Here is an 18,543-nt window from a genome sequence, read left to right on the forward strand (position 1 = left end):
CATGACGACGACTACGCCTGCTTCATCAGGCCCGCAGCCTTTTACGCTGTCGCGCAAGCCTCACTACGTTACCCTGGCGGCGGACTGTGACTTTTTTGCTTTGTTTCAAAAAATTGAACGCCAATTTGATACCTGCTACATGCTGGAATCACTAGGCGAAGATAGCCATATGGCGCGCCACTCGATTATTGGCTTTGACCCTGAGTACACGCTTTACGCCAATGGCAGCACGCTAACTATTGAAGATCGTGACGGTAATGCAAACCACTATCCAAGCGATAACCCTTATGAGCTGCTACGCAGCTTGATTCCGCAGAATATTATTTCTCGTAAGTATGCAGGCGGACTAAGTGGTTATCTTGGTTATGACGCTATGCAATACTTTGAGCCTTCGTTATCGTTGAAAGCTAGCGACGATTTCGACACGTTTCGATTTGGCCTTTATAAAGATGGTTTGATCCTCGACAAAATGACCGGGGAAGTGACCTATTTTTATTACGACAACAGTCGCTACGAGTTTCTGCAAACCTTGATCGACGCTGAAGATATCCCTCCAGGCTCATTACACATCACTGCGCTGGGCGACACCATGAGCCGCGAAGAGCACGCCGAAGCGGTGGCCAAGGTGAAGCAGGACATCATCGACGGTAAGGTTTTCCAGTGCGAAGTCGGCTTTAAAAAGCGCTTTAGCATTAAAGGCGATACGCTAGCGCTCTACGATCAGTTGCGCACCATTAACCCATCGCCACAGATGTACTACGTGAAATTCGGCGAGCAAAAGCTGATTGGCGCAAGCCCCGAGCTTCTGTTCAGGCTCCGCCAGGGCGAGATGGAGACCTTCCCGCTGGCAGGCACTACCACTCGTGGCAAAACCCCGCAAGAAGACACGCAGTTAGCCCGCGCGCTACTCAACGACCCCAAAGAGATTGCCGAGCATAATATGATTGTGGATTTGCATCGCAATGATATTGGCCGGGTGGCGCAATTTGGCACGGTGAAAGTACGAAGCCTGATGGACATCAAGCGCTTTAGCCACGTGCAGCATATCTCCAGTGAAATTGTTGGCATTATTGCCGAGGGCGAAGATATGTTTACATCCCTTGCCAGCAACTTCCCTGCGGGTACGCTGACGGGCGCGCCAAAAATCGAAGCAATGAAAATCATTGATGATTTAGAAATTGACGGTCGTGGCCCTTATGGCGGCGCGGTTGGCCAATTCTCTTTTAATGGCGACTGCACCTTCGCGATTCCCATTCGTACGGTCTTTGTAAACGGTGAAAGCGCTTACGTGCAAACCTGTGGCGGCAACGTGTTTGATAGCAACGCCGAGGATGAATACGAAGAAATTCGCCGCAAATTTGCTGGCACCCGTAAAGCCCTTGCCCCTTTTATGAGCGCGGATATGGACATGGAGAGCCAAGCATGAAGGTGCTAATTATCGATAACTACGACTCCTTCACCTATAACCTGTATCAGTTTATTGGTGAGATTTTAACCACGCAGAAGAACCGCGGCGAGCTGCCCCATTTCGAGATTATTGTTAAGCGCAATAATCAAGTCGACTTAAAAGCGATAGAAGCTATGGCGCCTGATCGGATTATAATCTCTCCTGGTCCAGGCTCGCCGGATGATCCGCGTTACTTTGGCGTCTGTGCCGACGTTATCGAGAAACTCGGCAAAACCACACCATTGTTGGGCGTTTGCCTGGGCATGCAGGGCATTGTTCACGTTTTTGGCGGCAAGGTGGTAAAAGCGCCTTTACCGATGCACGGCAAAATCAGTCCGATCAACCACAACAATCGCTCGGTATTTAATGGCGTACCCGACCAGCTTGAGGTGATGCGCTATCACTCATTGATTGCCGACGCGTTCACCCTGCCCGACTGCCTGGAAGTGACCGCAACAGTGGGCGCGCTAGGTGCTGACAAATTTGAGCAACGCAGCCACTGGCAAACAGTGGGTGAGTTTGAATTGATGGGCGTTAAGCACCGTGATTATCCCATTCACGGCATTCAGTTTCACCCCGAATCGTTTGCCACAGAAGGTGGCAAAGAACTAATTGCTAACTTCTTATTTGCCTGATCCATCAGCTTGTAGGTATGCAATAGGTTAGGCGCTAAAGGCGGGCACCCAGGGCTGCCCGCCTTTCTATTTTTACCTAACGCTTCCCTTTCGCCCGACCAACACGGCCTTTACCAACTGCCTTAGCCCCGGCCTTACCTTTTACGCTAGGCTTACCCGCGCCAGCAGCTTTGGCCTTAGGGTGTAGCTTACCCGATGCACTAGCCTTCGGGCCAATACGCGCTTTTCCGCTGGCAGCTTTTTTGCCCTTAGGTGGCGGTTTGCTGCCAACCGCTTTAGCTCCTGGCCTAGCCGGCTTCTGGTGCCCCAGTTTCTGCCTCCCCTGTTTCTGCTTCCCCTTGGTGGCTGTTTTTTTAGGTTTGTTAGAGCCTGCCCCCGAATTGTAATCAGGCCGTGCCGTCTGGCTCTTGTCTGGAACTGCCTCAGAGCGTTCTGTCAGCGCGACAATCGTATCAATCTCTTTAGGGGTTAAATCCCGCCAATCACCTAGAGCCAAACCTTGCAGGGAAACATTCATTATTCGTGTGCGAACAAGCTGGGTGACCTCGTAGCCAAAGTACTCGCACATACGGCGAATCTGGCGGTTCAACCCTTGCACCAGCGTAATAGTGAACACAAACGTCGACGTTTTGGTCACTTTACACTTTTTAGTCACCTGCCCAAGGATCGGTACCCCCTTCTGCATGCCTGCTACAAACTCATCGGTAATCGGCTTATTGACCGTAACCACATACTCTTTTTCATGATTATTATTAGCGCGCAGGATTTTATTAACCAGGTCGCCATTGTTGGTTAGAAAGATCAGCCCCTGTGAGTCTTTATCGAGACGACCGATGGGAAAGATGCGCGTGCCATGTTTCACGAATTCAACAATATTATCTTTTTCGCTGGATTCGGTGGTACTGACAATCCCCACTGGCTTATTCAGCGCAATAAGCACCAAATCCTCTTCTTCCTGAGGCTCTATCTCCTGACCGTTGACCTTAACCCGATCACCCGGCACCACTTGATCGCCTGTCGTTGCCCGACGCCCATTAATCCAAACGTTGCCTTGTTCAACATAGCGGTCAGCCTCTCGGCGAGAACACAAACCGCTTTCGCTGATGTATTTATTGATGCGGGTAGATTTTCGTAACGACATAAAACGCCATAGGCAAAAGTGTGGTGAAGTGGTTAAGCAAAATTCAAAAGCTAACGTTAAAAGCCTAACTAAAAGCCGGATCCAGGTTGTTTAAGAAACTCTATTTCGGCTGGCGTAGATACCCGGCCCAACACTTCGTTGCGGTGGGGATAACGACCAAAGCGGTCAATGATCGCTTTGTGGCGAATCTCGAAATCCAAGTTATTCTCTAATCCAGGTTGATCAAACAGCTGCATTGCCACCTCATGAATAGCGGCAGACTCACTGTGCATATAAGGCATGTATAAAAAACTACGCTCGACGGGAGCCAGTTCGTTATCCGCCGCTAAAGCAACCGCTTCCTGTGCAAGCGCTAAAGCTAACGCGTCACTGGCGAAGGCTTGCGGGTGGTCACGGTAGATATTTCGAGAAAACTGGTCCAACACAATAATTTCAGCCAGCCTCCCTCGAGCAGTACTGCGCCACTCATAACATTCACAGGCAGCCGCTTTGGTCAGCAGTGGGCCGAAACGCTGGGTAATCTGCTGATCCATCGACGTATCTTTTTTAAACCACTGCGCTGGCGTTAATTCATTAAACCAAAACGACAGTACTGACTGAGCATCCTTTATCATCACGCCCCCAATTCCTAATAAGGTGATGACGACGCCGCCACGCGTAGTGGCGGCGTACTGTTATTTTTAACCCGTATTGCGTAAACCTGCTGCAATACCTGCCATGGTCACCATGAGCGCACGAGAGAGATCGGCACTAATGGCACCATCGGCGTCCCGATTACGCTGCAGAAGCTCCGCTTGCAAGCCATGAAGCGGGTCGATGTAAGGGTTGCGCACATCAATTGCTTGGCGAATAAGCGGGGTGTTTTCAAGCAGCTTCTCTTGCTGAAGGATATCCAACACGACGTTTTCAAGCCGCTCAAAACGCTCACGTAGCTTTTTACCCAATGCTTTCAGCGAAGGCTCGTCGACTAGGCGATGCTCATAGTAAGCTGCAATCGCTACGTCCGCTTTGGCCAACAGCATTTCCAACATATCGAGATAGGTGCCAAAGAAAGGCCACTGACTGCGCATTTCTTGCAGCACTTCCCGGCCGCCTGGCTGCTCCAGGCGTCGCGAGAACGCCTCACCGCTGCCCAACCAAGCAGGTAACATCAAGCGAATCTGTGTCCAAGCAAAAATCCACGGAATCGCGCGTAGGGTTTCCACGCCACCATCCTGGCGACGCTTGGTTGGCCGAGAGCCGAGCGGCAGCCTACCCAGCGCCCCTTCCGGCGTGACAGCACGGAAATACGGGACAAAATCGGGGTCTTCACGCACTACGCCCACATAGGCGGCATGGGCTACTTTCGCCAGTTGGTCCATCTCTTCACGCCACTGAGGCTCCGGTGCGGGCGGTGGCAAGAGCGTCGCTTCCATGACCGCACAGGCGTAAATTTCCATAGAGCGCAGTGCGATATCTGGCTGACCAAACTTAAAGCGAATCATCTCGCCTTGCTCTGTCACTCGTAGGCTACCATTCACTGAACCTGGCGGCTGGGAGAGAATCGCCGCATGCGCGGGGCCGCCACCACGACCAACAGTGCCACCCCGGCCATGGAAAAGCGTCAAATCTACGCCATGCTTGTCACATACATCGACTAACGACTCTTGGGCACGGTACTGTGCCCAGGCAGCAGCAAGCTGTCCGGCGTCTTTAGCAGAGTCTGAATAGCCAATCATAACTTCTTGACGGTCTTTCGCCAGGGCACGGTAACCGGGAAGCGCCAGCAATTGGTCAATGACATCGCCCGCATGGTCAAGGTCGTTCAGGGTTTCAAACAGCGGTGCGATGGGTAGCGTGACTTGGCCACCCACCTCTTTCATCAATAACGCAACGGTTAATACGTCCGAAGGCTCGGCAGCCATGGAGATAATATAAGTACCCAACGCTTCAGCATGCTCTTGAGCAATCACTTTGAAGGTATCGAGCACTTCGCGGGATTCTGCCGAGCACTCCCAACGGCGTGGGATCAGCGGCCGACTTGATTCAAGCTCTGCGAGCAGGAACTCTTGGCGCTGTGCTTCGTTCCAGTCCTGGTAGTGCCCCAAGCCCAACGCACTGGTGAGTTCTTCCATTACCTGGGCATGGCGACTGGCCTCCTGGCGCAAGTCAAGTTTGGTCAGCGTGACACCGAACACTGCCACGCGGCGCAAGGTATCAAGCAGCGCACCGTTTGCAATGGTGTCCAGCCCGACATCACACAGCGAGCGGTAACATGCCAGCAGCGGTGCGTAGAGCTGGTCGCGGGTTTCAATAATTGGCCCGCCGTCATAGTTGCGGCCATCCAGCTCTGCTTTTGCCCAGTCGCGTGTGGCTTCCATTTTATGCAGCAGACGCTTGAGCAGCTCGCGGTAAGGCTCAGCAACTTCTCCCACCTCTGCCTTCAGGGCGCTGTTGGCTTTCCACATGGAAAGCTCGGTTTTCAGCTGCTCAAGATCGCGCAAATAGAGATCGGCGGCCATCCATCGGCCCAATAACAGCACCTCTCGCGTCACCCGCGCGGTGACATTGGGATTGCCATCTCGGTCACCGCCCATCCAGGAAGCGTAGCGAATAGGCGCAGCATCTAGCGGCAAACGCTCTCCAGCAGTATCGAGTAATAAATTATCCAAATCGCGATGGAAGTCTGGCACTGCCTGCCATAAGGAGTTTTCGATAACCGCGAAGCCCCATTTGGCTTCATCAACAGGGGTTGGCCGCTCATGACGAATCTCATCGGTATGCCACGCCTGACTGATCAACTCTTCCAGGCGCCCCTGGGCGCGAGTGCCACGCTCTGGATAGTCTTCAGAGCTTTCAATCGCGGTCAGGCACTCGTCGATAGCATCGTATTTTTGAATCAACGTGCGGCGGATAACTTCTGTAGGGTGGGCAGTCAGCACTAGCTCAACGCGCATACTGGCCAGGGTTTCTACTAATTTACGGGGCGAATTACCCGCCTGCTGTGCACGGTTTAGCAGTTCACCAAGCACTGGCTGGGTACCAGGCTTGTAGTCTTCCACTCGGCGAAAGCGCGCCCGGTAGTGCTGTTCAGCAATGTTGGCAAGGTTCAAAAACTGGTTAAACGCGCGCGTCACTGGCAGCAGGTCGCGTTCGGGCAACTGGCGTAGATACTCAATGAGCTCACGCTGCTGCAATGAATCGCCCTGCCGTCCCCGCTTGGCATGGGCACGAATCGTTTCAATTTTATCAACAAATGACTGGCCTAAATCATCGGCAATCGTACGGCCCAGGCTATCACCGAGAATACGCACGTTATCACGTAGCGATTCGTGTAGGTCGTGACTCATTGGCATGGCCTCCTTACGGGGTCGCATTAGTTGTTAAAAGCTAGTTGTGAAAAATAAGTTGTTAAGGGGTAAGCGTTTTTTCTTGTGCTTTAGCGGCTTGCCAGTGTGTTTCCATTTCATCCAGCGAGGCGTCGGTTAGCGGACGCGCAGCGGCAGCAAGCTCGCGCTCTACGTAGCGAAAGCGGCGCTCAAATTTGGTATTTGTGGTACGCAAGCACTGTTCGGGGTCAGCACCCAATGTGCGCGCTAAATTAGTCACTGCAAACAACAAATCGCCGACTTCTTCTTGAGCGTGCTGTTGGTTACCCTCGGCAAGGGCTTCTTCAACTTCAGCCAGCTCTTCACGGATTTTGTCCAGTACACCGCTGGCATCCGGCCAGTCGAACCCGACCCTGGCGGCACGCTTCGAGAGTTTAGCGGCACGGCTAAGCGCAGGTAGCGTGCGCGGAACATCGTCAAGTACAGAGGGCGTGCTTTGCTGTGAACGCTCAGCACGCTCACCGGCCTTAAGCGCTTCCCAACGTGAATTAACGTGCTGGGTTTGTACGTCCTCGGCACTCACTCCGGGTGGACGCCGTGACGCTAGCGTGCCATCAGGAAATACATGCGGATGACGTCGCAACATCTTTGCGGTCAATGTATCGACGATGTCGTGAAAGTCGAAGCGCTGCTCTTCAGCACCAAACTGGGCGTAATAGACCACTTGGAACAGCAGGTCACCCAACTCGCCGGGCAATTCATCAAAAGCGCGCCGCTCAATAGCGTCAGCAACTTCGTAAGCTTCTTCCAGCGTATGGGGCACGATGCTGTCCCAATCTTGCTTAATATCCCAAGGACACCCCTGTTCCGCATTGCGAAGTACCGACATCAATGTCAGCAGATCCTCTACGCTATAACGCATCAGGCGCCTCCTTTACGGACGTTTTTCTCTGGGTCGGCATTACGTAGACGACGTACTTCCGTCACGTTGGGCAACTGCTGGATACGAGAAAACAAACGGCCTAGCGCTTCAAGACCGTCGACTTCCAGCGTGATGCGCAGTCGCGCAATCCCCTCGTCAGTATCTGTCAGCGTATTCACTGCTAACACATTGACCTTCTCGTTGCCGAGTAGTCCGGTTACGTCACGCAGTAAGCCGGAGCGATCCCAGGCTTGAATTTCAATAGTGACGGGGTAACGGGTGTGGGCACGTTCGCCCCACTCTACTTCGATAATGCGCTGGGGCTCTTCCATGCGCAATTGAAGGATGTTGCTGCAATCTTGGCGATGGACGGTGACGCCGCGACCTTGGGTAATAAAGCCAACAATCGGTTCGCCTGGCACTGGCCGACAGCAATTCGCCATGCTGGTTTTTAAGTTACCGACCCCCAGCACGGTGATGTCGCTTTTGGTCGCTTTGCTTGGCTGGCGGCGTGGCTTCGCCAGCAACCGATCCAACTGCTCTTGGTCGTCCGTTTCACCAAACAACTGCTGGGCTTGATGAAGCACTTGACCGATGCGCAGGTCGCCCGCGCCAAGCGCCGCATACATATCGTCGGCGTTTTGGTAGTTAACAGCAGCGGCAAGCTTAGCAAGGTCAAGCCCTTCAACATCCAAACGGCGCATCTCTCGCTCGAACAGCGCCCGCCCTTCGTCTAGGTTCTGGTCTCGTGCTTGGTACTTAAACCATGCCTGAATCTTCGCCCGCGCGCGTGAGGTGCGCACATAGCCCAAACTGGGGTTTAACCAGTCGCGGCTGGGGCCGCCTTTGGTGGCCGTTAAAATCTCGACCTGCTGGCCGGTTTTTAACTTATAGGTAAGCGGTACTATCCGGCCGTTAATCTTGGCACCACGGCAGCGGTGACCAATTTCGGTATGCACGCGATAGGCGAAGTCGATGGGTGTGGCAATACGCGGCAGGTCAATGACATGACCATCGGGAGTGAACACATAGATGCGGTCTGGCGCAACGTCGCTGGAAAGACCTTCACGCAGGTCGCCAAAGCCACCCACTTCATCCTGCCACTCAAGCACTTGGCGCAACCAGGCAATCTTTTCTTCATAGCTACGGCTTTTGGCGTTGGTATCATGCCCTTTATATCGCCAGTGTGCGCACACGCCTAATTCTGCTTCGTCATGCATAGCAAAGGTGCGAATCTGGATTTCCAACACCTTATTTTCTGGCCCCATCACCGCGGTATGCAGTGACTGGTAACCGTTTTTCTTCGGGTTGGCGATATAGTCATCAAACTCGTTGGGTACATGGTGCCAACGCGAGTGAACAATTCCGAGTACGGTATAACAATCGGCCACATCAGGTACCAGAATGCGCACTGCGCGCACATCGTGCACCTGGGAAAAATCAATCCGTTTGCGCTTCATTTTGCGCCAGATTGAGTAAATGTGCTTGGCTCGCCCATCGACGTCATAGTGGTGAATATTCTGGGCTTCCATCAAGCTCTTGATGGTTTCCACCACGTCATGAATATAGCGATCACGATCTAAGCGCTTTTCAGCCAGCAGCTTAGCAATCGCTTTGTACTCATCTTCATGCAGATAGCGAAACGATAGGTCTTCAAGTTCCCACTTGATTTGTCCTATCCCAAGTCGATGAGCAAGCGGCGCATAAATATCAGCCACTTCACGTGCGACTTGTAAGCACTTTTCACGGGGCGCATCTTTTACTTGGCGCAAGGCGCAGGTGCGTTCAGCAATTTTGATCAATGCAACGCGTACATCTCCAACCATGTTAACCAGCATTTTGCGCAGATTTTCCTGCTGATTATGCTGGCCCATACCATGGTTGGGCGCTAGTGGGTAGCTAATGGCCGCCATTTGTAAAACGCCATCAATCAGCTTAGCGACCTCTTCGCCAAACCGTTTGGTAACGGCGTCTATACTCAGCAGCCCTTCGCGAACCGCGCGATACAGCACGGCAGCCTCAAGGGTTGCTTGATCAAGCTTGAGCTCGGCCAGAATGTCGGCCATTTCCAGCCCCATTCGAAAACTTGAACCTGGCGAGAGCCACACACGGTGGGTTTGCGGCGCCTCTCGCTCCAACTGTTCAGCAAGCGCGCACGCTTGCAATAGTCGTTCGGGTTCACGTAGGCGCACATCCTCTTGAAGGCGCGCTAACCACTGCTGTATGTCCACCTTTCCGCTTTCGGTAAGCGGCTGGTCTTCACGCACTTTCACCATGACAATCATTCATCCTTTCAGGGTGACGGCTAGCCACTTTCCGTCACCGAGGCTTGATGCAATGGGCAGGCTAGCCCTCGTATTCAAATAGCATCAGCGTTTCCAGGTGAGCAGTGTGTAAAAACATATCGGCCACTGCTACTTGCTTGACGCGATAACCTGCATGCACAAGATGTGCCGCATCGCGAGCAAGCGTTGCCGGGTCACAAGAAATATAGGCCACCCGTGGTACATTGTAACTACCTAATACTTGGCAAGCTGCTTCTGCGCCGCTGCGCGGCGGATCCAGCACAATCGCATCAATTTGCTGATGCTCGCTCAATAGCATTTGCACCTTTTTGGCGTCACTTAAGTCTGCTTGCTGGGCATGCACATCCAGTAGATTAGCATCAGCGTTAGCGGTAATTCGCTCCACCATCGCTGGATTGCCCTCTACAGCAAGCACCTTTGCTCCTGCGGCGGCTAACGGCAAACTGAAGTTACCAATCCCTGCAAAGAGATCTACGAGCTGTTGCCCCGGCGCTGGCTTTAACCATGCTACCACCTGGGCTACCATCTTTTGGTTAACCTCAGCATTTACCTGTAAAAAGTCACCTGGTGAAAAACGTAACGTCACTAGGCTGGATGCTTTATCACCCGACAAACAGTGTTCACTTGTGGGTGAACTCGCTCTTTGAATTCCGAGTTCATCAAGATTAAGCACTTCTTGTAGAACGGGTGTAGCGCCTCCGTGTGCACCATTCCAGTGCAAAACAGGTGTTTCCCGCCCTAACCAAGTGCCGAGCGAGACCTGCTGCTGTTCCGCAAACTGCTGCCAGCGAGCTCTATCTTGATCATGGGCTTTTAACTGACGCACTAGCACGACTGTCGCCTCATCGGTCGCCAGTAATTCGACATGGCCAACGAGACGGGGCGAGGCTAATGTTGCCAGCAGTTGCCGTAACGGAAGAATCAATTTGTTCAGCGCTGGCACCAGCACATGGCACTGCTCAATATCAACTAATCGGTGGCTGTTGGGTGCTCGAAACCCCAGTAGAACATTCCCCTGACCATCTACCCTAACCCCCAAACGGGCGCGACGTCGGTAGTGCTCGCTACTACCATCTAACGCAGCAATAGGACCTAGCGTAAGGCCCTGACGCGCCATTAGCTCGGTGACAACGTCGCGCTTATGCTGGCGTTGTGCAGTAAGATTAAGATGCTGTAAATCACAGCCTCCGCACTGCCCAAAGTAAGCACAGGGAGGCTCAACCCGCTGTTCTGAAGAGGTGAGCCGATTTTTTATATGCGCTTCGTCATACCGCTTGCGCGTCACGTGTATCGCTACATCGACATGCTCACCGGGAAGCGCTTGATCAATAAAGACTGTTTTTCCCTCGATATTATGCGCTACACCACGACCATCATGAGCTAAACGCTCAACCACCAGCGTTGTCGAGATATCATCTTTTGACTCAGTTTTACGGCTTGGTTGGCGAACTAGCCCTGAGTGTCCCGAGGCGGGGCGAGATGGCCTCCGCTTACCCAACATGGCCATCTATAACTCCGGGGCAAATAAGCCTGTGGAAAGGTAGCGATCGCCTCGGTCACAAACGATGAAGACAATGACCGCGTTCTCAGTTTGCTCTGCGATACGCAATGCTCCAGCCAAACTGCCACCTGACGACACCCCGGCAAAAATACCTTCTTCACGAGCCAAGCGGCGCATGTGGGCTTCTGCTTCTTGCTGACCGATGTCAAGGGTAATATCAACCCTTGGTGCTTCAAAAATCGACGGAAGGTACTCTTTTGGCCAACGACGAATCCCCGGTATGCTCGCACCATCCTCCGGTTGTAAACCGACAATTTGGATCGCTGGGTTTTGTTCCTTGAGATAGCGTGACACCCCCATGATGGTGCCAGTTGTCCCCATTGAACTGACAAAATGCGTCACTTCACCGCCAGTTTGCTGCCATACTTCGGGTCCCGTTGTGCGATAGTGCGCAAGCGGGTTATCTGGATTAGCAAATTGGTTTAGCGGTTTACCTTCGCCTCTCGCAATCATCGCATCAGCAATATCTCGCGCCTCTTCCATCCCGCCTTCTTTGCTCGCCGAAACCAATGTGGCACCGTAAGCCGCCATAGCCTGCTTACGCTCGTCAGAAGCGTTTTCAGGCATGATTAGCGTCATTTTGTAGCCTTTGATAGCAGCGGCCATGGCCAGGGCAATACCCGTATTACCCGAGGTTGCTTCCACCAGCGTATCGCCTGGAACAATATCGCCCCGTGCTTCAGCTTCACTTAACATAGAGAGTGCCGGGCGATCTTTCACCGAACCAGCAGGGTTATTGCCTTCTAGCTTGGCTAGAAGCGTGTTATTACGACCAGCCGTTATGCGCTTTAAACGAACCAGTGGCGTATTGCCAACCACATCTTCGAGCGTCGGATAATTCATCGTACATTCCTTATCATCACCATTATGCTGCATTATATCGGTGCTGCCGTTAGCTTGACAGGCAACCTCATTGAATCAACGAGCTTCTCTCATGTCTTTAAACACGCGCTTACTTTTTGCGTTACTCGGATTTCCGCTTCTTGTCTATGCCGTCATGGCACTATTGTTGGTGATGCAAAGCGAGACCACCGGCCATGACATGCTAGAAGAGCGCTTAGTTAGCGCCGGTGAATTACTGGCACCAAGCCTGGGTAACGCCATGTTAGATGGCGACCTGCCTCGTTTAGAAGCCATTGCCAGACAGCTTCTGGAGCACAAAGGGTTACGTGCGGTGACGCTTTTCGACGAGCAAGGGAGTCGCTTATTGGTACTGGGATATTCGATACCTCCACCACCTCGCCTAAATGCCCCCAATGCTACGACACTCACCATGGATGAAGCTATTTGGCGTTTACAGGTACCTTTAACCACGTCTTACGGCCAACCATCTAATCTCGCTAATACTGGCTGGCTTGAAGCCGAAATGGACATACGCACGCTTAAACTGGAGCGCTATAAGCTCATTGCCAGTCTTAGCTTAGGCGGCATGCTGCTTGGGCTGCTGCTTTTTTTAGTCGCGTTTGCGATCAGCCGCTACGCTACTCGTCCAATTGAAGAGGCGAACCAAGCGCTTTATCGCCTATCCCGGGGGGACTACCGGCCTTATATGGTGGCTGCCCGCCCTACTGAGTTTCGGCAACTGGCAGAACATATCAATGGGTTAGCGGAACATTTCCGGCAAGCTCAGCATGATATGCAAAGCCAAATCGAGCAAGCGACCAGTGAACTACAAGAGTCCATGGAGACGATTGAAGAGCAAAATATCAAACTCGATCTTGCTCATCGAAGCGCTCTACGCGCGAATGCAGTGAAGTCCGAATTTCTGGCTAATATGAGCCACGAAATCCGCACCCCTTTAAATGGCATCATCGGTTTTTGCCGTTTATTAGGCCGCTCATCTCTCGACGCTCGGCAGAAAGAATGGCTAGAACACGTGCACCGTGCGTGCGATAACCTGTTGATGCTAGTCAATGATGTGTTGGACTTCTCGAAACTAGAAGCCGACCGGCTGACGTTAGAAGAAGTCGATATCGATCTTGTGTCGCTGATGGATGAAGTTGTTGGCCTTCATGCACCTGAAGCTCAACGCAAACGACTGCATTTAGTGGCGATGGTTTATGACGATGTGCCGTCAACGCTTCGCGGCGACCCGCTACGCATCCATCAAGTCCTCAATAATTTGACCAGCAATGCCCTGAAATTTACCCAGAAGGGAGAAATCATCATTCGTGCCATGCTGGACAGTCAGGAGGGCCAGCATGTCGTGCTGCGAATTAGCGTTAGTGACACAGGCATTGGCTTGAACGATAAACAACAAAAGCAGCTATTTAGTGCCTTTTCCCAGGCAGATCCTAGTCACTCCAGACAATTTGGCGGTAGTGGTTTAGGGCTGACGATTTGCAGGCAATTAGTTCAACGAATGGGCGGAGAGATTTCAGTTGATAGCGAGCCTGGAGAAGGTGCGACGTTCTCATTTACGTTGCCGCTACTTGCCGACATGACCAAGGAACGGCCGCAGGAACTCTCACTCGACGGCTCAATTGTTCGTTTACATGAGCCCCATCTACCCACTCGCAATGTGTTGGAACACTTAATGGAACGCTGGGGCGCAACTGCCGTCTCTTTTATTGAATCTGGCAACGAACAGCTGCTACTGCTGAGCCTAGATCATGATGACTTCATCGGTGAGCGAAAGACGTATTGGCAGTCAGTAATTGCTCAAGCGCCCTGCCCAACACTCATCCTTGCAAACGCCACTAGCTTTGAACTGCCTCACTGGGAGCTTCCTAATGGGGGGGATATACTGTGTAAACCATTTACCAGAACTCAATTGGTTGCCACGTTCAAACAACTATTAGAACCTGTCACAACCACTATTTCTGCCAACGCACAAACGATTAAAGTACTTCCTTCGTCAACATTCACGGTTCTGATCGTTGACGATAATGCGCCCAACCGCGAACTATTAAAAGCCATGCTCGAAAATGAGCATATCAACATTGTATTAGCTGCCAGCGGCCAGGAAGCGTTGGATTACGCACGCCAGAACGAAGCAGACATGGTGCTAATGGATATTCGTATGCCTGATATGGACGGTGTTCAAACCACCCAGGCTTTGCGGCGCATTAATAATAGCTGGGCGCGCTGCCCAATTATTGCCGTGACCGCACACGTGCTAAGCGATGAACGTCAGCAGTGGCTTGTGGAGGGTTTAGACGACGTATTGGTGAAGCCTATCAATGAAACTCAGCTGCAACAGCAGTTACAACGCTTCTTGGGTATTACGCTGCCAATCAGTCCGCTGCTACAGGCGACCCCAAAAGCCCCTGCTCTTGGATATACACCCGCCTCGTTATCCGTCATTGACCTTGAGCTGGGCACGCGACTAGCAGGCGGCAACCCCGAGTTCGCCAAACAGCAGCTAAAGCGACTGATCGATAGCCTAAGTGAATGCGAACAGCAAATTCACAGCGCTTTCGAAGAAAACAACCTGACGGTCTTGCTCGATCATGTTCATGCGCTCAATGGTGCCAGCCGTTACTGCGGAGCACCCGAGCTCGCGCTAACGGTCGAAACGTTGGAGACACGTTTACGCACCGGGGGCTTGGAACAGGCTGAAAATTTACTTGATAAGCTGTATGCCGCCATCAAACGCCTCAGGGAGCAGCGAAGCACCTTGAATCAGCGCTAGTCCGTTAGCGCTCAAGTACTAACGTTCAAGTACTAACGTTCAAGTACCACAAATGCCACCGCGTAATCTGCTTCATCACTGAGCGTTATATGAGTAGCCGAGGCGCCGCTAGCTTGAAATAGACGAAGCGCCTCACCACTTAGCTGCAGGCTTGGCTTACCAAGTGAATCATTGAGAATCTGAATATCGCCCCATTGCATACCGCTTCTCAGGCCAAGCCCAAGCGCTTTAACATACGCTTCTTTCGCCGCAAAACGCTTTGCCAAATAGCTAGCGGGATGACCTTTTGTCTGCCACACAGCTTGCTCTTCAGGGCCTAAAATTCGCTGGGCAAAGCGTGGCCCATGACGCTTTACTGCCTTAGCAAAGCGCTCGACACGGGCGATATCCGATCCAATTCCGACAATCATCTTAGTGGCTACAGCAACCGTCATGCTTGTGTTCGTGCTCATGTTCATGCTCATGAGCATCTAACGCCGCCATTAATCCAGCTTCCTGACCAGCAATGATCAAGCGTTTCATTTCTTGAATGGCGTCCTTCAAGCCGACAAAAAGAGCTCGAGCAATAATGGCGTGACCAATATTGAGCTCATTAACACCCGGCAGCGCAGCAATCGCCTCAACGTTGTGGTAGTGCAAGCCATGCCCAGCATTAACCACTAAGCCAGCAGAAACAGCGTGAATGGCCGCTGTACTCAGGCGTTCATATTCAGCAATAGCAGCCGTACTGCCAGGTTTTGCTTCTGCATAGGCTCCGGTATGAAGTTCGATCGTTGGTGCCCCTGCACGAATGGCAGCATCAATTTGTGCGTTATCAGGATCGATGAACAAAGACACGTCGCAACCGGCTGCGCTTAAGCGTTGACAGGCATTGGCAATATGATCAAAACCACCCACAACGTCCAAACCACCTTCAGTGGTTAGCTCTTCACGTTTTTCTGGTACTAAACACACGTGCGCCGGGCGTATTTCCTCAGCCAGCACTAGCATTTCTTCAGTGACAGCCATCTCTAAATTCATGCGCGTATTAAGCACTTCTGCCAATAGGCGAACGTCTCTAGGCTGAATATGGCGACGATCTTCACGCAGGTGAACCGTGATGCCATCAGCGCCGGCTTCTTCTGCTAGCAGTGCCGCTTGAACAGGGTCAGGGTAACGAGTACCGCGCGCTTGACGTAGCGTCGCAATGTGATCGATGTTAACGCCTAATAAAATCCTCGGAGGATGCATCACGTGTCTCCAATAAGTGATATCAAGATGCCCACCTAGCGCTGTCGGCGGCGGGCCAAATCGAGCATTAGTTCTCGGGAACGTAAAGCAGTCGCGCCCAAATGAGGCGCAAGTGCTGCCCGCATAACCGCTTTTAATGCACTTGCTAAGCCAATGGGCTGCCAATCGCCTTGATCAATATAGCGCAGCGTGCGGCCTTCGATGCCCTGCTCAGCAGGTACAAAAGCACGACTTGCTGCATCAAATCGATAACGCGTTTGAGGATCGAGAGCACCGCCATCGTAGGTACAAAAACGCGGCGTTGCCTCAAGCGTCTCCAACAGCGCCCATTCAAAACGTCGCAGCGCCAAGGCGCGGTTTGCCGGTGTTGGCAATGCTTCTAAAAGCGCGCTATAAAATGCAAAAACCTCTGGCGCTGCAAGCTCCAAAGGCAGTAGACGCGTGGCTATTTCATTGGCATATAAGCCGCAGAGCAACCCTTCTCCGGCTAGCAGTGCCGTCTGGCCTCGCGACTCCATCAGCATTAATCGCTTTAGCTCACGCTCGCCGCGCCAAGACACAAACAAAGGGGTAAAGGGTTGCAGCCGTTGACGCGACTTAGAACCTGGCCGCTGCCCTCCATGGGCAACGGCGCGGATACGGCCATGGTTAAGGGTTAACAAATCCACCAGCGCACTGGTTTCACGGTAAGGCCTGCGATGCAGTAAAAACGCTGGCTCTGCCGACATGGAAGCACTCAATCGAGATCGTAGCCCAAGCTCTTTAATGCCCGCTCGTCATCAGACCAGCCGCGCTTCACTTTTACCCATAGATTGAGCATTACCTTGGTACCCAAGGCACGCTCCATATCTAGGCGGGCTTCGCGACCAATGCTTTTAATACGCTCGCCATTCTCACCGATCAAGATAACCTTTTGCCCCTGACGTTCGACCAGAATTAAGGCACTGATATGGGTCACACGCTCGGTTTCACGGAACTCTTCGATTTCCACGGTCATTTGATACGGCAGTTCATCACCAAGCTGACGCATGACTTTTTCACGCACCAACTCAGCCGCCATGAAGCGCAAGCTCTTGTCAGTGATTTGATCTTCTGGGAAAAAGTGAACGCTCTCTGGTAAGTATTTGGCAACTTCCTGTTCGAGCGTATCCACTTGGGTGCCATGCTTGGCAGAAATAGGTACAACCGCAGCAAACTCACGACGTGCACCTACTTCAGCTAACCAGGGTAACAAGTCACCTTTATCGTTTAAGCGATCTACCTTGTTGACCGCTAGAATCACCGGTGCTTTCACGTGCTCAAGCCGCTTTAGCACGGCTTGATCTTCATCCGTCCAACGGGTGCGGTCGATAATAAACACCACACAGTCAACATCACGCAACGCCTGTGTTGCCGCTTGATTCATAAAGCGGTTGATCGCTTTATTGCGGTCTTTTGACATGATGTGCATGCCAGGCGTATCAACATAGATGAACTGTGTCTCTTCTACCGTCTTAATGCCCATTACCTGATGCCGCGTGGTTTGAGGGCGACGCGAAGTAATAGAGATCTTTTGCCCTAGAATCCGGTTCATGAGGGTTGATTTGCCTACGTTGGGCCGCCCAACGATGGCCACGAAGCCGCAGGTTTGACTCATGACTTGTCTCCAGGTGTTTTTTCAAGGTGGAATAGCGCTTCTTCAGCTGCCTGTTGTTCAGCATGGCGGCGGCTGGGACCTTTACCAGTGGTATGCTCGGTTAGCAAATCAATGTAGCACTCCACGGTAAAGGTCTGGGCATGCGCCTCCCCCTTTACAGAGACTACTTCATAGCGTGGCAACGCTGCCTGACGCGATTGCAAAAATTCTTGCAGACGTGTTTTGGGATCTTTTTGGGTATCTTGTAGCGAAATATTTTCAAGCCGCTCGGCGTACCATGCCAGCACACGTTGACGAACTACGTCCATGCCCGCATCTAAATAAATAGCGCCAATTACAGCTTCTACTGCATCAGCCAAAATGGATTCGCGGCGATGCCCGCCGCTCTTCATTTCTCCTGAACCAAGCCGTAAGCATTCGCCGAACTCCATTTCTCGAGCCAACTCAGCCAATGTCTGCCCTTTTACCAAACGCGCTCTAAGACGTGATAACTGTCCTTCCCTAGCCTGAGGGAAACGTTGAAAAAGCGCCTCAGCGATTACAAAATTGACGATAGAGTCACCCAGAAATTCCAGGCGCTCATTGTTACGACCACCGTAGCTACGATGGGTCATGGCCAGTTCCATCAGCGTTGGGTCACCGAAGGTATGGCCGATTCGTCGGCAAAAAGCGGTTAAGGAATTACTCACAGTGCTCCTACGTCGTTGACGTTAACTAATATGA

Annotated in this window: 15 protein-coding genes; 3 read left to right on the top strand and 12 right to left on the bottom strand. The window is 52.2% G+C overall.

The features are described from left to right. Position 1 precedes the first annotated feature (1 nt). Both K7H08_RS01990 and K7H08_RS01995 read left to right on the top strand, forming a co-directional pair. Complete coding sequence (locus tag K7H08_RS01990) at positions 2-1,426, top strand: anthranilate synthase component I family protein (protein ID WP_198349099.1); 1,425 nt, start codon at positions 2-4, stop codon at positions 1,424-1,426. After that, positions 1,423-2,082 (top strand): anthranilate synthase component II, encoded by a 660-nt coding sequence (locus K7H08_RS01995; protein WP_095603113.1) that lies wholly within the window; start codon positions 1,423-1,425, stop codon positions 2,080-2,082. The genes K7H08_RS01990 and K7H08_RS01995 overlap by 4 nt, the downstream gene beginning before the upstream one ends. A 76-nt stretch (positions 2,083-2,158) precedes the next feature. Here K7H08_RS01995 and rluF read toward each other — a convergent pair whose 3' ends face one another. The 7 genes from rluF to cysM all read right to left on the bottom strand — a co-directional run bounded on the left by rluF (position 2,159) and on the right by cysM (position 12,163). Next, complete coding sequence (gene rluF / locus K7H08_RS02000) at positions 2,159-3,223, bottom strand: 23S rRNA pseudouridine(2604) synthase RluF (RefSeq protein ID WP_231657083.1); 1,065 nt, start codon at positions 3,221-3,223, stop codon at positions 2,159-2,161. Positions 3,224-3,291: 68 nt separating this feature from the next. Continuing rightward, positions 3,292-3,837 carry a DUF924 family protein gene (locus K7H08_RS02005; RefSeq protein WP_198349269.1) on the bottom strand — a complete coding sequence of 182 codons (546 nt, stop codon included), beginning with the start codon at positions 3,835-3,837 and terminating at the stop codon, positions 3,292-3,294. Positions 3,838-3,903: 66 nt separating this feature from the next. Next, on the bottom strand, positions 3,904-6,552 hold the full coding sequence (gene ppc, locus K7H08_RS02010) for a phosphoenolpyruvate carboxylase (protein ID WP_231657084.1): 2,649 nt from the start codon (positions 6,550-6,552) through the stop codon (positions 3,904-3,906). Positions 6,553-6,613: 61 nt separating this feature from the next. Beyond that, complete coding sequence (mazG, locus tag K7H08_RS02015) at positions 6,614-7,453, bottom strand: nucleoside triphosphate pyrophosphohydrolase (protein ID WP_231657085.1); 840 nt, start codon at positions 7,451-7,453, stop codon at positions 6,614-6,616. Continuing rightward, on the bottom strand, positions 7,453-9,729 hold the full coding sequence (gene relA / locus K7H08_RS02020; protein ID WP_231657086.1) for a GTP diphosphokinase: 2,277 nt from the start codon (positions 9,727-9,729) through the stop codon (positions 7,453-7,455). Before relA ends, mazG begins: the two co-directional genes overlap by 1 nt. A 70-nt stretch (positions 9,730-9,799) precedes the next feature. Beyond that, complete coding sequence (locus tag K7H08_RS02025; protein WP_231657087.1) at positions 9,800-11,266, bottom strand: TRAM domain-containing protein; 1,467 nt, start codon at positions 11,264-11,266, stop codon at positions 9,800-9,802. Further along, entirely contained in the window at positions 11,267-12,163 is an 897-nt protein-coding gene (cysM, locus tag K7H08_RS02030; RefSeq protein ID WP_231657088.1) for a cysteine synthase CysM, read from the bottom strand. It lies immediately after the preceding gene. Between the two features lie 91 nt (positions 12,164-12,254). Between cysM and K7H08_RS02035 the strand changes: the two genes are divergently transcribed. Next, entirely contained in the window at positions 12,255-14,954 is a 2,700-nt protein-coding gene (locus K7H08_RS02035; RefSeq protein ID WP_231657089.1) for an ATP-binding protein, read from the top strand. Positions 14,955-14,986: 32 nt separating this feature from the next. Here the strand turns inward: K7H08_RS02035 and acpS are convergent, their stop codons facing one another. Genes acpS through rnc form a run of 5 tightly spaced genes read right to left on the bottom strand, consistent with a single transcriptional unit; the run spans position 14,987 to position 18,509 of the window. Next, complete coding sequence (gene acpS / locus K7H08_RS02040) at positions 14,987-15,364, bottom strand: holo-ACP synthase (protein WP_038486891.1); 378 nt, start codon at positions 15,362-15,364, stop codon at positions 14,987-14,989. A 1-nt stretch (position 15,365) separates the two neighbouring features. Further along, entirely contained in the window at positions 15,366-16,184 is an 819-nt protein-coding gene (gene pdxJ / locus K7H08_RS02045; RefSeq protein WP_038485179.1) for a pyridoxine 5'-phosphate synthase, read from the bottom strand. 35 nt (positions 16,185-16,219) lie between these two features. Next, on the bottom strand, positions 16,220-16,912 hold the full coding sequence (gene recO, locus K7H08_RS02050) for a DNA repair protein RecO (protein WP_231657090.1): 693 nt from the start codon (positions 16,910-16,912) through the stop codon (positions 16,220-16,222). Positions 16,913-16,920: 8 nt separating this feature from the next. Further along, positions 16,921-17,820: a GTPase Era gene (era, locus tag K7H08_RS02055; protein ID WP_038485185.1), complete on the bottom strand. Its 900-nt coding sequence runs from the start codon at positions 17,818-17,820 to the stop codon at positions 16,921-16,923. Then, positions 17,817-18,509, bottom strand: a complete 693-nt coding sequence (gene rnc, locus K7H08_RS02060; protein WP_009722084.1) for a ribonuclease III — start codon at positions 18,507-18,509, stop codon at positions 17,817-17,819. Before rnc ends, era begins: the two co-directional genes overlap by 4 nt. Positions 18,510-18,543: the final 34 nt, after the last annotated feature.

This window comes from Halomonas sp. IOP_6 (genome assembly GCF_021151565.1).
GTDB lineage: Bacteria > Pseudomonadota > Gammaproteobacteria > Pseudomonadales > Halomonadaceae > Vreelandella > Vreelandella alkaliphila.

Coding starts and splice junctions, on each gene's coding strand:
- K7H08_RS01990 (WP_198349099.1), top strand. CDS start 2: ATGACGACGACTACGCCTGCTTCATCAGGCCCGCAGCCTTTTACGCTG.
- K7H08_RS01995 (WP_095603113.1), top strand. CDS start 1,423: ATGAAGGTGCTAATTATCGATAACTACGACTCCTTCACCTATAACCTG.
- rluF (WP_231657083.1), bottom strand. CDS start 3,223: ATGTCGTTACGAAAATCTACCCGCATCAATAAATACATCAGCGAAAGC.
- K7H08_RS02005 (WP_198349269.1), bottom strand. CDS start 3,837: ATGATAAAGGATGCTCAGTCAGTACTGTCGTTTTGGTTTAATGAATTA.
- ppc (WP_231657084.1), bottom strand. CDS start 6,552: ATGAGTCACGACCTACACGAATCGCTACGTGATAACGTGCGTATTCTC.
- mazG (WP_231657085.1), bottom strand. CDS start 7,453: ATGCGTTATAGCGTAGAGGATCTGCTGACATTGATGTCGGTACTTCGC.
- relA (WP_231657086.1), bottom strand. CDS start 9,729: ATGGTGAAAGTGCGTGAAGACCAGCCGCTTACCGAAAGCGGAAAGGTG.
- K7H08_RS02025 (WP_231657087.1), bottom strand. CDS start 11,266: ATGGCCATGTTGGGTAAGCGGAGGCCATCTCGCCCCGCCTCGGGACAC.
- cysM (WP_231657088.1), bottom strand. CDS start 12,163: ATGAATTATCCGACGCTCGAAGATGTGGTTGGCAATACGCCACTGGTT.
- K7H08_RS02035 (WP_231657089.1), top strand. CDS start 12,255: ATGTCTTTAAACACGCGCTTACTTTTTGCGTTACTCGGATTTCCGCTT.
- acpS (WP_038486891.1), bottom strand. CDS start 15,364: ATGATTGTCGGAATTGGATCGGATATCGCCCGTGTCGAGCGCTTTGCT.
- pdxJ (WP_038485179.1), bottom strand. CDS start 16,184: ATGCATCCTCCGAGGATTTTATTAGGCGTTAACATCGATCACATTGCG.
- recO (WP_231657090.1), bottom strand. CDS start 16,912: ATGTCGGCAGAGCCAGCGTTTTTACTGCATCGCAGGCCTTACCGTGAA.
- era (WP_038485185.1), bottom strand. CDS start 17,820: ATGAGTCAAACCTGCGGCTTCGTGGCCATCGTTGGGCGGCCCAACGTA.